The sequence below is a fragment of the Pinirhizobacter sp. genome (assembly GCF_036499745.1).
Taxonomy (GTDB): Bacteria; Pseudomonadota; Gammaproteobacteria; order Xanthomonadales; family Rhodanobacteraceae; genus Pinirhizobacter.
The window spans coordinates 76,379-88,936 of sequence record NZ_DASYDG010000026.1; the positions used below are offsets into that span (position 1 = coordinate 76,379).

The following is a 12,558-nucleotide window of genomic DNA, read 5'->3' on the forward strand; positions in this document are numbered from 1 at the left end:
CGACGGATCAATCTGACCCGTCGTCGGTTCGCGCAACTCAGGACACTGCAGCGATGGCCACGGCCACGGCATCGATGTTGCGGTCGTTGAGGGCCGCCACGCAGATGCGCCCGGTGCCCACCGCGTAGATGGCGAATTCCTCGCGCAGGCGGTCGACCTGGGCGGACGACAGGCCCGAATACGAAAACATGCCGCGCTGGCGCACGATGAAATCGAAATCGGCCTGCACGCCATGGGCCTTCAGGCGCTCGACCAGCCCCAGGCGCATGGCGCGGATGCGGCTGCGCATCTGACCCAGTTCCTCGTGCCACATGGCGCGCAGTTCGTCTGAATGCAGCACCGCTGACACCACCGACGCGCCGTGCGTGGGCGGGTTGGAGTAGTTGCTGCGGATCACACGCTTGACTTGCGACTGCACCCGCAAGGCTTCTTCGTGGCTCGCCGCCACGATCGACAGCGCGCCCACGCGCTCGCCATAGAGCGAGAACGATTTGGAGAAGGAACTTGCCACCAGCATAGGCACGCCAGCATCGGCGAACAGGCGTACCGCCTCGGCGTCCTCCTCGATACCGTCGCCAAAGCCCTGGTAGGCAATATCCAGGAAGGGAAGCAGGCCCTTGTCGCGCACCACCTCCACCACCTGGCGCCATTGCGCAGTATCCAGGTCCACACCCGTGGGATTATGGCAACAGGCGTGCAGCACGACGACGGCACCCCGTGGCAGGCCTGACAGCGACGACAGCATGCCGGCGAAATCCAGGCCGTGGCTGGAGGCGTCGTAATAGGGATAGTTCACCACTTTGAAGCCAGCCGCCTCGAACAACCCGCGGTGGTTCTCCCAACTGGGGTTGCTGATGGCAACAGGCGCGCCGGGGTTGAGGTACTTCAGGAAATCCGCGCCTACTTTCAGCGCGCCGGTGCCGCCCAGGCCTTGCGCGGTTACCACGCGGCGCTCGGTAATCAGCGGTGAATCCGCGCCGAAAAGCAGGCGTTGTACCGCTGCGTCATAAGCGGCGATGCCATCGATCGGCAGGTATCCCCGGGGCGTGAGGTAGCCAAGGCGCGCCTCTTCGGCCGCGCGCACGGCGCGCAGCAGTGGCACATGGCCGTCGGCGTCGTAATAAACGCCTACACCAAGGTTCACCTTGTGCTCGCGAGTATCGCTGCCATAGGCCTCATTGAGCCCCAGGATGGGATCGCGGGGAGCCATTTCGACGTGGGTGAACGGGGTCATGGAATCAAAGCCTTCAGCTGCTGGAACTTGAGGAATGGGGAACACTTGGTTTACACCGTGGCATCGTCTTGCCCGGCAAGCCAGGCATGGGCATCGGCGCCGGCCGTGGCACCGAAGGAGAAATCGAACAATGCGCGGTCTGCCAGCTGGGAGGGCACCACGTTGCCCAGGGCCCGGAAGATCGTTTCGGCGCGGCCGGGGAATTGGCGCTCCCAGTCGTCCAGCATGCGCCTCACGGCCTTGCGTTGCAGGTTTTCCTGCGAACCGCACAGGTTGCACGGGATGATCGGAAATTGCCGACCCTCAGCGTAGGCTGCGATGTCGTCTTCGCGGCAGTAAGCCAGGGGCCGGATCACAGTATGTGCGCCGTCATCGGAGCGAAGCTTCGGCGGCATGGCTTTCAGGCTTCCCTGATAAAACATGTTCAGGAAGAAGGTGCCCAGGATGTCATCGCGGTGATGGCCCAGTGCGATCTTGGTCACGCCGTTCTCGCCTGCCCACTTGTACAGCGCGCCACGGCGCATGCGCGAGCACAGGCTGCACATGGTCTTGCCGGCCGGGATCACGCGGGTGACCACCGAATAGGTGTCCTGCTCGATCACGTGGTATGCGATGCCGAGCGACTGCAGATAGCCAGGCAGTACGTGTGCGGGAAAATCCGGCTGCTTCTGGTCCAGGTTCACCGCCACCAGCTCGAACGGCACCGGGGCCCTGGCCTTGAGCTGGATCAGGATATCGAGCAGGGTGTAGGAATCCTTGCCGCCGGACAGGCACACCATGATCTTGTCGCCGGCTTCCACCATGGAAAAATCCGAGATCGCCTGCCCCACCTGGCGACGCAACCGCCGTGCCAGTTTGGCGGCCTCGTAGGCTTCTTTGCGGGGGACGGGGACAGGGGCTGGCATGGGTGCGATGCGGGCTGGACGTCGCATTGTAACAGCGCCTTCGCTCCAGCTTCCCCGTGTCACGTTCAGCGGACTACACTCGACGCTTCCCCCTTAGCCGCCGTGGTTCGCATGCAGGTCCAGGATCCCGCCGAGACTGCCCGCCGACTGGCCGAACTCCGTAGCGAGCATCGTGACCTCGACTCGGCGATCGACCAGCTGATCGCCGCCCGCGCGGGCGACGAACTGCAGCTGACGCGCATGAAGAAGCGAAGGCTGGCGTTGAAAGATGCGATTTCCCGGCTCGAAAGCCGCCTCATCCCCGACCTGGATGCCTGACATCATGCCCGTGACCCTGCGTGACGAATACGTTGCGCTCGAGCCGCTCGCCATCGACCATATCCAGGCCCTGGAAGCGGCAGCCGCCGATGGGGAACTATGGAACCTGTGGTTTACCTCGGTGCCACCGCCGGGCCAGATGAACACCTACGTGGAGAAAGCCCTTGCCGCCCAGGCGGAAGGCCGCATGCAGCCCTTCGTGATCCGCGAGGCCAGCAGCGGCCAGATCGTCGGCAGTACGCGCTTCTACGATATCGAGGCCACGGTCCCGCGCATGGCCATTGGCTACACCTGGTATGCCGTGCGCTGGCAGAAGACCCATCTCAATACCTGCTGCAAGCGGTTGCTGTTGCAGTACGCCTTCGAAACCGTCGGCGCCGCCTCCGTTCAATTTCATACGGACGGCTATAACGTTGATTCCCAGCGGGCCATTGCACGCCTGGGCGCCACGCAGGAGGGCATCCTGCGTGCTCATCAGAAGCGCCCCAACGGCACCGTGCGCGATACCGTCTGCTTCAGCATCCTGGCCAGCGAATGGGACGGCGTGAAGCGATCGCTCGAGCTTCGCGTGGAGCGGCTTACCGCACCTGGCTCGGGTGCACGATAAGCGTTGCCGTCATGCCGGCGGCGAGCACCGTGCCCTGGGGCATGTGATCGGTATCGATCTTCACCCGCACAGGCACACGCTGGGCCAGGCGTACCCAGTTGAAGGTCGGGTTCACATCCGATAGCAAATCGGTGCCGGTGGGATTGTCAGCATCGGTAATGCCGCGGGCGATGCTTTCCACGGTGCCGGTCAGGCGCGCACCACCAGCCAACAGGCGGATGTCCACCTTGTCGCCCACGCGCAATGTGGGCAGCTTGGTTTCCTCGAAGTAGCCGTAGATCCAGTAACTATGGCTGTCGATCAGGGCCAGCCGCGGGGTGCCGGTGCTGGCATAGTCGCCCACGCGGATGTCCAGGTTGGTCACATAGCCATCCACCGGTGCGCGCACTTCGGTGCGATCGAGGTTCAGTTGTGCGGCGGCCAGTTCCACCTGCGCCTGGGTGACGGCGGCCAGCGCCTGCTGCTGGCCGGCGCCGGCCTGTTTGGTACTGGCCTGGGACTGCTGCCAGGCGGCGCGCGCGGCGTTGGCGGCCGCCTGAGCATTGGCGCGATCCTCTACCGAAATCACGTTGTTGATCAACTTCTGCCGGCGATCGGACTGCGCGGCGAGCATGTCGTAGTTCGCCTTGGTCTGGTTGGCACCGGCCGACGCAGCGTTGATGCTGGCACCGGCGGCGCGTGCCGCGGCTTCAGCGGCGGCAAGGTTCGCTTCGGCCTGCGCCACGGCGTTGAGGTAGCGCGCCCGGTCGATCACGAACAGCAGGTCACCCTTCTTTACCGTCTGGTTGTCCCGCACATTCACCAGGGTGACCAGGCCTGCGACGTCCGGTGCGATGCGTACCACTTCCGCACGCACGCGGCCGTCCCGCGTCCACGGCGAGTACATGTAATGCTTCCACAGCGCATGACCGATGAGGATGGCCAGCACCACCACCACCGCGGTGATGGCCAGGCGAACGAGACTTGCGAGTTTCATGGCGACGTGACCTAAAGGAGGAGCAGCGCGAGGCCGCCGAAGACACAGACAAAAGCGGCGATGCGAAAGAGTGGTGGGTGCCACACATGGCGGTACAGCGCATAGCGGCCGGCCACCCAGTCCAGCGCCCATAGCAGCGCCATGGAGCCAAGGAACACCAGCAGAAGACTGGGGACCAGCGCGTCGCCAAGGGCGATTTCACGGGGCATGGGCAATCTCCCGGGGGTTGGGCATCTGCGGCATATAGGCGGCCAATACCGATTCACCATCCAGCAGGGCCAGACGGATCAGGTGCAGGTGATCCAGCAGCACACAGGTCTGCTCGACCTCGCTGGTGGCGGCGATGGCGGTGGCCACCGTATCGCGGGCCATCAGATAGCGCTCGGTATCGGGACGTTCGTAGAAGCGGGCCAGTGCCAGCACCGCCCCATCCATGATGCGCTGCGTGTTGGCCGACATGTGCAGTTCCATCATCGCGTAGCGCAGTTCGATGATCGCGCGGCCGGTCTCGTGCACTGCCAAAGCCCAGGCGATCAGCGCGCGGGAGTCGGCGCTGCCCGGCTGCGTTTGCGATACCACCTGGCTGAAGAGATCATGGTTGATGCTTTCGAAGCGGTTACGAAGCCCCGGCAGCGCCGCTTCGGCAGCCAGCGCCACCTGCCGGCGCAGCCGCTCCAGCTGTCGCCGGCGCAGCCACGCACTGCCGACGGCCGGTGGCACGATCATGAAGGCTATCGCGGCGGCGCCCACGCCGGCGAGCTGCGCGATCCCGTCGTTGATCAGCCCCGCCGGATCGAAAACCATGGGGTTCTTCAGGGCCAGGAAATTGACAAAGCCGAAAGCGCAACCCAGCCCAAAAAAGGCCATCGACGGTCGCGCCATCATCACCAGGCTAACGATCACGAACGGCGCGCTTCCCGCCACCAGCAGGCCGTATCCGTCGACCTGGGTGAGGACGAAGAACACACAGGCGAAGCCCATGGATACGCCCAGTATGTAGCCCAGCAGCACCGAACGCGTGACCCCGACGGGATTGGGGATGGCGGCAAAGAGACCGGCGAACACCGTGGCCAGCAGCATCGCGCTGGGTCCCGACTGCCACGCCGATTCGATCCAGAACGTGCCAAGGATCAACATCGTGGCGGTGGTACGCGCCGTGGCCAGTAGTGCGCCGGCGAAGTCGTTGCCACGCACGAACCGGACGCGCTCGGCGGAACTGGCTACAAGCCGCGGCGCCTGCAGCGCGGCTGCGGCGTCAACGAAGGCATGCAGTTCGCCGCAGAATCGACGCAGCAACGCGGCGCCCGTATCGAAGTCGCGGCGGTCGGCGGAGTCGGTGATCGCCTCGCGTAACGCCGGTGTATTGGCTTGCATCGCCTCGCGCGCCTGCACGAGCCGCGGCAGGAATACCTTCGCCGCCGCGCCGGCTTCGATCGGCGCGGCCAGGGCCGTACCGATGGGGGCATAAAGGCCGATCAACGCCTCCGACGACGCCTTGCGCCCCGCCTTCACAAGGCGATTGATCAGGTGATGGAGTGATTGGAACGTGGTCGAGGCTGCCATGAAGCGTTGGTTGTAGAGCTCCATCTGACCGCTGCGGGCGCGAGCCTCGGCATCTTCGAAGATCACCGAGCTGCGCAGGTCTTCCAGGGCCACCGCATCGCGCACGAAGCGCAGGTGGGCACGCTCGAGTTGTTCGCGGGCAATGGCGCCGCAGGTGACGCCCTGCACGAAGGCCATGAAGTGCACGAACTGGTCACGTGCCGTGCGGCGAAGCAGGTCGCGCACCTTCGAGGGGAAAATGAGGTCGCTCACCACGCCGCTTACCAGCAGGCCCAGCAGCACTTCGCTCAGGCGTGCCACGGCCGAATCGAACACGCCCAGGGGATTGTTGATCAGCGGAAGGCCGACGATCGCCGCGGTGTAGCCACCCAGCACGAACGCGTACGCGGTGAAATTACGGTAGAGCGTGGCACCGCCGGCGCATATCCCCAGCCAGAGCGACATCGCCACCAGGAACCATTCCCTCTGCTGGGGAAACGCGGCGAAGATGAGCAGGGCCACCACCGCGCCGGCCACCGTGCCGATGGCCCGGTAGAAGCTCTTGGCCAGCACCTGGCCCGATTGCCGGTTGGCCACGATGATGGTGGTGAGCATGGCGCTGGTGGGGGCCGGCAAACTCAGCCGCATGGCGAGCCAGCCGGTGATGTAGAACGCCAGCAGGGTCTTGAAGACGAACAGCCACGTGCCGGCTTCCTCCTGCAGGGTGTCGATCACCACCTTGCTGGCGGCCGGCGGCAACGGTGTGCCTGTATCGGTCATGGACATCGGCCAAGCGTCCCGTTCAGTCGGTCAAGCCGTCGAGCATTTTCTTCAGCAGCCGCTCAAGCTGATGCTGATCGTCGACGCCAAGCTTGTCGGTCTGCCGGCCGAGCAATCCACAGATCTCCGGCAGGAAGCTTTCGATCAGCGCCTCCCCTCCGGCGGTGAGGGTGAGTACCACCTTGCGACGGTCATCATTGCTGCCCTTGCGATGGATCAGCCCCTTCTCGCACAGCTGGTTGGTAAGCCGTGTGATGTTGGCCGACTTCTCACCGGCGGCGTCGGCCAGGTCCGAAGGGGTCATCTCCCCGCCCGGGGTGCCGTACATCATCATCAAGAGGTTGTACTCCGGATGATTCACGCCATAGGGCTTGAGCGTGGCGTTGGCGTCGTCGTGGACGACTTTGTAGATGTGCTTGACCAGGCGCACCAGCACGGCCGGCTCGCGTGGGAACGCGGGGTAGCGCTCGCAGGTGACGGCGAGGCGGCGTTCGGTGGGCGCGAAGCTGGAAGTCATCGGTTTGGGGCCGTGTGGGTTGACCGATATAGTTTAGTTATGTAATATTTATTTGTAAATAGACCTGGCTTCCTGGCAAAAAAAGGGACGCCACTGGGCGTCCCTTCTTGTTCCCGTGAAAATTCCCCCGCTTGAATGGGCTAGCCCTTGGTCGGGAAAGTCTCCACGCCGTTGGCGGCCGGCGGGTTGTCCTGCCGTGGCGCCTGGCGCTGGCCGGACGAGGGCAGTGGACCGCCGCCGCACTTGTACGCGCCCCAGGCCTGGTTGCCATCGGTGGGCTCGCCCAGCGGCTTGATGGTATCGGCGTGCAACTCCGCCGCCTGGTTGCGGGCGAGCACTTCCAGCTCGTCGCGCACCTTGATGTCGTTACGGTCGATCGGGCCCACGCGGCTCTGCACGGATACCGTCATCTTGCCTACGTTCTGGCAGCTCGATACATCGCCATTCCACGCGGTGCGCACGTTCTTCGCCCCCTCGTCGAGGTTGATGCCCCAGGTGCAGCCAGCCAGCAGCAACACAGGCACGAAGAGAAGGGCGTGACGCATGGCGGGGCTCCGGTGGTGGTGGTTGGCGATGTTAATCCTTCCGTCGGTCATTTCACCGGATTCCCGTCGGCGTCGATCACGTGTACCTCGCCCAGGTTCAGGGCGCGCACGGGTTTCTCGATCTGGCGGAAGTCGCCCACGATCACCCAGGTCAGCGCCTTGGGCACGATCACTTCGCGGATCGCCTTCTCGGCGGCCGCCTGGCTTACCGCATCGGTCTTGGCCTTGAGCGTCTGCACGTAGTCATCCGGACGGCCGTAACGGACGATTTCAGTCAACGCACCAAGCACCGCGTTGGAGGTTTCGAAACTGCCCGGCAGGCTACGCACGTTGGAGGCCTTGATCTTGTCGATCTCCGCCTGCGTCAGTGGCTTCGAGCCCACGACTGCCTCCACTTCCTTCTGGATCTCGGCAGCCGATTCGGCCGTCTTGTCGGTCTGCACCGGTGCATACATCAGGAAGGGACGCTGACCGATGGTGTCCCGCATGAAGCTGCCGGCGCCGTAGGCCCAGCGCTTGTCCTCGCGCAGGTTCATGTTCAGGCGCGAGGTGAAGCTGCCGCCGAAGGCACCGTTGGCAACGTCCAGGTCGATGTAGTCGGCGGCTTTGGACGAGGGTGCCAGCAAGCCCGCCAGGATCAGCGATTGCGGGGCATCGGGTCGGTTGATCAGGTACACCCGCGGCTTCGACTGCGGCGCCACGTGGGCCAGGTTCCGCTTCGGAATGGCCGAGGTCGGCGCCTTCCAGTCACCGAACACGGCGTCGAGCTGCGGGATGATCGCCGCCAGCGTGGTATCGCCAGTGACCAGGATGCGCACGTTGTCCGGACGGAAGAAATCTTTCTGGAAGTTGGCAAGGTCTGCCGCCGTCAGCGACTTGATCGAAGCCTCCGTACCGGTGCCGGTGGCAGGGATGCCATAGGCGTGGTCTTTGCCGTACAGGAGCGGCGGCAAGGTGCGCAGGGCAAGGCCTACGGGCTGCGATTTCTCCTGGGCGATGCCGGCCAGCCACTGGCCACGTACGCGCTCGATGTCGGCGCTGCTGAAAGCCGGGTTGCGGACCACGTCGGCCAGGAGTTCGAGCGACGGCTTCAACTCACTGTTGAGTGCATCCAGGCCCGCCGAGCAGGCGTCCATGCCGCAGCCCATGCCCAGCGACGCACCAAGGCGCTGCTTGCGCTGGGCCACTTCCACCGAATCGAGCGACTTGGTGCTTTCGTTCATCAATGCGGCGGTAAAGCTTGCGGTACCGAGCTTGCGGCCCTGGTCGGCGGCAAAGCCGGCATCGAACTGAAGGTTCACCAGCGTCACCGGGATGGTATGGCGCTCAGCCAGCACCACTTCGATGCCGTTCTTAAGTTTCCCGCGCTGCACCTTGGGGAAACTCAAGTCGGGGAAGGTGTTGACTTCGGGCACGCCCTTGGCGCGGTCGACCGTCGACTTGTCTACGGTGTAGGTCTTCGCCTGTGGCATGACGGCCTTCGGACGACCTGGCGCATCACCCAGGCCGACAACGGCCTTGTCTTCCACCGCAGGATCGAAATCCTTGCCGGCAGGAAGCACGGTGAGCGTGTAGTCCCCTTTCGAGGTCCACTTGTCGGCAGCCGCCTTGACGCTGGCGGGGGTCGCCGCCTCCATGCGGGCGAAGTCCTTCTTGTAGGCGGCCGGATCGCCGCGATAGACCTGGCCCTCGGCCAGGATCACGGCCTTGCCGGCAAAACCGCCCACTTTCTCAAGACCGCGGATGAAGCCGGCACGGCTACCGACCTTGGCGCGCTCAAGTTCATCGGCCGTGGGGCCATCGGCCAGGAAGCGCTTCCATTCGTCGGCAACGGCCGCTTCCACTTTGGCCGGGTCCACGCCGTCCTTCACGTCGACCGTGAGCTGGAACTGGCTAGCCAGTGCGAAGGGCGCAATGGTGACCGAGACGTCGTCGGCGAGGTTGTCCTTGTAGACCAGGCGCTGGTACAGGCGGGAGGTTTTGCCGCTGCCAAGCACGGTGGAGGCGAGGTCCAGTTGCACGGCGTCGTCGGTACCCAGTTGCGGTACGACCCAGGTACGGATGATGCGGGTCTGCGGCACGTGGTCGTGCTGTACGCCGCGCGTGCTCTTGGTCAGCGGCGTGATCCACGGCTGCTGACGCGGCACCGGGGGACCTGCGGGAATGTCGCCGAAATATTCCTCGGCCTTGGCGCGGGCCTGCGCCGGGGTGATGTCGCCAGCGAGCACCAGGGTGGTGTTGGCGGCGCCGTAGTAATCGTGGAACCACTGCTTCACGTCGGCGAGCGACGCGGCATCGAGGTCCGCCATCGATCCGATGGTGTCGTGGTGGTAGGGATGGTTGGCCGGGTAGGTGTTGAGAAGGATGTTTTCATCCGTGCGGCCGTAGGGGCGGTTCTCGCCCTGGCGCTTTTCGTTCTGCACCACGCCACGCTGGGTATCGAGTTCCTTCTGGCCGATGGCACCAAGCAGGTGGCCCATGCGGTCCGACTCCATCCACAACGCCATGTCCAGCGCGGTGGTGGGTACTGTCTCGAAGTAGTTGGTGCGGTCGAACCAGGTGGTGCCGTTCTGATCGGTGGCACCGGCAAGCTCAAAAGGCGTGAAGTACGTGCCCTTGTGGTTCTCCGAGCCTGAGAACATCAGGTGCTCAAAGAGGTGGGCGAAGCCGGTTTTCTTCGCCGGCTCGTCACCGGAGCCCACGTGGTACCAGATGCTCACCGCCACCACCGGCGCCTTGTGATCCTCGTGCACCACGACCGTCAGGCCGTTGGGCAGGGTGAAGCGCTGGAAGGGAATGTCCGGCACGGCCTGGGTGGCGGGTGCGGAAAATACGGCGGGGCTGGCGACAACGCCTAGCCCGAGCAGCCCGGCGGCAAGCAGGGCAACGGATTTCTTCATGGGGGGTGCATCCTGTCCTTGGGTATACCCCTGCGAAGTTAGCCCGCGCGGGGTTGGGGACGCAAATGCTGGTGGGCGGGCCTCGGGATACCGCATCTGGCGGCCCGAATATAGATATATATACCCATGTATAGCCCCATCTTGCTATACACGGCTATACTTCGCTATACCTTCCTATACCTTGCCCGAGCCGTGGATCCCAACCGCAACCCCTTCAATCCAGGCGCAGGGGTGATGCCACCCGAATTGGCGGGCCGCTACGACGCTCTTGAAGGAGCAATCCTGACGCTCAATCGCATCAGACGCGGCCGATATGAGCGATCGTTCGTCTACACCGGCCTTCGAGGTGTGGGAAAAACCGTCCTGCTGCGCGAGATACGCAACAAGGCGCGTGCGATGGGCTACCAGGCGAACATGCTCGAAGCCCGGGATGGCCAACGACTGGCGGACCTGCTGATTCCGGCGATCCGTAGCGCACTGCTCGAGATCGACCGGGCCTCCAGGACGGTAGAGGCCGTCAAACGAAGTCTGCGGGTACTTCGAAGCTTCATGGGAAGCATCGAGATCGACGCTGGCGCCATCAGCGTCTCGCTCGATGTCGACCCCGAACCTGGCAAAGCCGATTCGGGGAACCTTGAGCAGGACATCGCGGATCTTCTTCTGTCGGTGGGGGAGGCGGCAAAAGCGGCTGGCAAGCCCGTGAGCATCCTGATCGATGAAATGCAGTATCTAGCCAAGGAAGATCTCGCTTCACTCTTCCGGGGTATCCACGCCGTCAATCAGGAAGAACTCCCTCTCGTTTTCTTCGGTGCAGGCCTGCCCCAGTTGGCCGGGCAGTCTGGCGAAGCCAAAAGCTATGCCGAGCGCCTCTTCGAATTCATTCCGCTCGATCACTTAAGCGAAGAAGACACCTACGCGGCTATTCGAGGTCCCGTCGAAAGCGAGTTGGCGACCATCACGGACGAAGCGCTCGCCGAAGTGTTCACGCACACTCGCGGTTACCCGTATTTCCTTCAGGAATGGGGCTATAACGCCTGGAACCTGGCAGATTTCGATGGGATCACCCTGGATGCTGCCCGGCGCGCTACCGCGCGTTCCATTGCCAAGCTTGATGGATCATTTTTCCGCGTGCGATTTGATCGACTCACTCCCTCTGAACGGGAATACATGAGGCATCTGGCGGATCTTGGCGAAGGTCCCCAACGCACGTCCGACGTAGCCGCCCGCGCGCAGAAGACGGTGCGAAGCCTGGGTACGATCCGGGATAGCCTGATCAAGAAAGGCATGATCTTTTCGCCGGAACACGGGTTGGTGGCGTTTACCGTGCCGCTATTCGATGCCTTTATGCATCGGGTGATGCCCGGCTGAGTCCGCGACACGATGGGCATCCGTCCGGACAATGTCCGGTCGCTGGGACCGTTGTCCGCGGACAGCCACTTACATGCCATGACGAGTATTTTTCTCATTTAATTTCAATTTGTTATGATAGAACGGGAGGCTGGCACGGCGGATGCATTGGTAGTCATGCCCGGGGAAAGAAAGCCCGGACAACTTCCAAAAAAGGTTCACCCCCATGAAATACGAAATGCTCCTTCTCCGTGGCCTGTTCGCAGCCTGCCTGATGGCCAGTGGCCTGATCCTCGGCTCCATGCTGTTCTCGCACCCGATCGCCAACGGCGTCGCCGGTACCGCCCTCGCCACCGTCCCGTCCGCTTGCGTGTTGCCGGCTGATGGCCTGATCTGCCCGCAAGTCCGTTCATAATGGACGGATGCTGCATGTCATCCTCTTCCGCCCCGAAATCGCACCGAACACTGGCAACGCCATTCGTTTGTGCGCCAATACCGGCGCGACGCTGCACCTGATCCGACCGCTCGGCTTCGAGCTCGACGACAAGCGCATGCGCCGCGCCGGGCTGGACTACCACGAATACGCCCGCATGCAGGTCCATGACAGCCTGGACCACTGCCTTGGCCAGATTGACGCCAATCGCGTCTTTGCCTTCTCCACCCGCGGCACCGTCCGGCATGTGGATGCCCGCTACGAGGAAGGCGACGCCCTGCTCTTCGGATGCGAAACGGCCGGTCTCCCCGCCGAGGTCCTGGACGCCATTGCCCCAGATCACCGTTTGCGCCTGCCCATGCAGCCGCATAGCCGCAGCCTGAACCTGTCCAACACCGTGGCGGTGGCCGTGTACGAGGCCTGGCGCCAGCTTGGCTTTGCCGGTTCCAGCTAG

General features: G+C 63.8%; 13 protein-coding genes. 5 read left to right on the plus strand and 8 right to left on the minus strand.

Features of this window, described 5'->3' with window-relative positions:
• Positions 1-37: 37 nt before the first annotated feature.
• Together VGM61_RS09080 and ttcA are read right to left on the minus strand one after the other, a co-directional pair.
• On the minus strand, positions 38-1,234 hold the full coding sequence (locus VGM61_RS09080; RefSeq protein ID WP_331522457.1) for an amino acid aminotransferase: 1,197 nt from the start codon (positions 1,232-1,234) through the stop codon (positions 38-40).
• Positions 1,235-1,284: 50 nt separating this feature from the next.
• Positions 1,285-2,139 carry a tRNA 2-thiocytidine(32) synthetase TtcA gene (ttcA, locus tag VGM61_RS09085; protein WP_331522458.1) on the minus strand — a complete coding sequence of 285 codons (855 nt, stop codon included), beginning with the start codon at positions 2,137-2,139 and terminating at the stop codon, positions 1,285-1,287.
• Positions 2,140-2,250: 111 nt separating this feature from the next.
• Between ttcA and VGM61_RS09090 the strand changes: the two genes are divergently transcribed.
• Both VGM61_RS09090 and VGM61_RS09095 read left to right on the plus strand, forming a co-directional pair.
• Positions 2,251-2,457 carry a YdcH family protein gene (locus tag VGM61_RS09090; protein ID WP_250625864.1) on the plus strand — a complete coding sequence of 69 codons (207 nt, stop codon included), beginning with the start codon at positions 2,251-2,253 and terminating at the stop codon, positions 2,455-2,457.
• Entirely contained in the window at positions 2,450-3,064 is a 615-nt protein-coding gene (locus VGM61_RS09095; RefSeq protein ID WP_414694837.1) for a GNAT family N-acetyltransferase, read from the plus strand. The genes VGM61_RS09090 and VGM61_RS09095 overlap by 8 nt, the downstream gene beginning before the upstream one ends.
• Here VGM61_RS09095 and VGM61_RS09100 read toward each other — a convergent pair.
• The 6 genes from VGM61_RS09100 to VGM61_RS09125 all read right to left on the minus strand — a co-directional run bounded on the left by VGM61_RS09100 (position 3,036) and on the right by VGM61_RS09125 (position 10,324).
• A complete protein-coding gene (locus tag VGM61_RS09100) occupies positions 3,036-4,040 on the minus strand; it encodes an HlyD family secretion protein (RefSeq protein ID WP_331522461.1) in 1,005 nt (334 codons plus the stop codon). The genes VGM61_RS09095 and VGM61_RS09100 overlap by 29 nt on opposite strands.
• An 11-nt stretch (positions 4,041-4,051) precedes the next feature.
• On the minus strand, positions 4,052-4,249 hold the full coding sequence (locus VGM61_RS09105; protein ID WP_331522462.1) for a DUF1656 domain-containing protein: 198 nt from the start codon (positions 4,247-4,249) through the stop codon (positions 4,052-4,054).
• Positions 4,239-6,368: an FUSC family protein gene (locus tag VGM61_RS09110; protein WP_331522463.1), complete on the minus strand. Its 2,130-nt coding sequence runs from the start codon at positions 6,366-6,368 to the stop codon at positions 4,239-4,241. Before VGM61_RS09110 ends, VGM61_RS09105 begins: the two co-directional genes overlap by 11 nt.
• A gap of 16 nt (positions 6,369-6,384) precedes the next feature.
• On the minus strand, positions 6,385-6,879 hold the full coding sequence (locus VGM61_RS09115; protein WP_331522464.1) for a MarR family winged helix-turn-helix transcriptional regulator: 495 nt from the start codon (positions 6,877-6,879) through the stop codon (positions 6,385-6,387).
• Between the two features lie 140 nt (positions 6,880-7,019).
• A complete protein-coding gene (locus tag VGM61_RS09120) occupies positions 7,020-7,424 on the minus strand; it encodes a DUF4156 domain-containing protein (protein ID WP_331522465.1) in 405 nt (134 codons plus the stop codon).
• Positions 7,425-7,471: 47 nt separating this feature from the next.
• The gene (locus tag VGM61_RS09125; RefSeq protein WP_331522466.1) at positions 7,472-10,324 is read right to left on the minus strand and encodes a pitrilysin family protein; all 2,853 of its coding nucleotides are present in this window, start codon (positions 10,322-10,324) and stop codon (positions 7,472-7,474) included.
• Positions 10,325-10,516: 192 nt separating this feature from the next.
• Between VGM61_RS09125 and VGM61_RS09130 the strand changes: the two genes are divergently transcribed.
• The 3 genes from VGM61_RS09130 to trmL all read left to right on the plus strand — a co-directional run bounded on the left by VGM61_RS09130 (position 10,517) and on the right by trmL (position 12,558).
• Positions 10,517-11,692: an ATP-binding protein gene (locus VGM61_RS09130; RefSeq protein ID WP_331522467.1), complete on the plus strand. Its 1,176-nt coding sequence runs from the start codon at positions 10,517-10,519 to the stop codon at positions 11,690-11,692.
• Positions 11,693-11,897: 205 nt separating this feature from the next.
• On the plus strand, positions 11,898-12,086 hold the full coding sequence (locus tag VGM61_RS09135; RefSeq protein ID WP_331522468.1) for a hypothetical protein: 189 nt from the start codon (positions 11,898-11,900) through the stop codon (positions 12,084-12,086).
• A gap of 7 nt (positions 12,087-12,093) precedes the next feature.
• Positions 12,094-12,558 (plus strand): tRNA (uridine(34)/cytosine(34)/5-carboxymethylaminomethyluridine(34)-2'-O)-methyltransferase TrmL, encoded by a 465-nt coding sequence (gene trmL / locus VGM61_RS09140; protein ID WP_331522469.1) that lies wholly within the window; start codon positions 12,094-12,096, stop codon positions 12,556-12,558.

What these genes read in the sequence shown, in the direction of transcription:
- VGM61_RS09080 (WP_331522457.1), bottom strand. Translation starts at nt 1,234, where the DNA reads ATGACCCCGTTCACCCACGTCGAAATGGCTCCCCGCGATCCCATCCTG.
- ttcA (WP_331522458.1), bottom strand. Translation starts at nt 2,139, where the DNA reads ATGCCAGCCCCTGTCCCCGTCCCCCGCAAAGAAGCCTACGAGGCCGCC.
- VGM61_RS09090 (WP_250625864.1), top strand. Translation starts at nt 2,251, where the DNA reads ATGCAGGTCCAGGATCCCGCCGAGACTGCCCGCCGACTGGCCGAACTC.
- VGM61_RS09095 (WP_414694837.1), top strand. Translation starts at nt 2,450, where the DNA reads ATGCCTGACATCATGCCCGTGACCCTGCGTGACGAATACGTTGCGCTC.
- VGM61_RS09100 (WP_331522461.1), bottom strand. Translation starts at nt 4,040, where the DNA reads ATGAAACTCGCAAGTCTCGTTCGCCTGGCCATCACCGCGGTGGTGGTG.
- VGM61_RS09105 (WP_331522462.1), bottom strand. Translation starts at nt 4,249, where the DNA reads ATGCCCCGTGAAATCGCCCTTGGCGACGCGCTGGTCCCCAGTCTTCTG.
- VGM61_RS09110 (WP_331522463.1), bottom strand. Translation starts at nt 6,368, where the DNA reads ATGTCCATGACCGATACAGGCACACCGTTGCCGCCGGCCGCCAGCAAG.
- VGM61_RS09115 (WP_331522464.1), bottom strand. Translation starts at nt 6,879, where the DNA reads ATGACTTCCAGCTTCGCGCCCACCGAACGCCGCCTCGCCGTCACCTGC.
- VGM61_RS09120 (WP_331522465.1), bottom strand. Translation starts at nt 7,424, where the DNA reads ATGCGTCACGCCCTTCTCTTCGTGCCTGTGTTGCTGCTGGCTGGCTGC.
- VGM61_RS09125 (WP_331522466.1), bottom strand. Translation starts at nt 10,324, where the DNA reads ATGAAGAAATCCGTTGCCCTGCTTGCCGCCGGGCTGCTCGGGCTAGGC.
- VGM61_RS09135 (WP_331522468.1), top strand. Translation starts at nt 11,898, where the DNA reads ATGAAATACGAAATGCTCCTTCTCCGTGGCCTGTTCGCAGCCTGCCTG.
- trmL (WP_331522469.1), top strand. Translation starts at nt 12,094, where the DNA reads ATGCTGCATGTCATCCTCTTCCGCCCCGAAATCGCACCGAACACTGGC.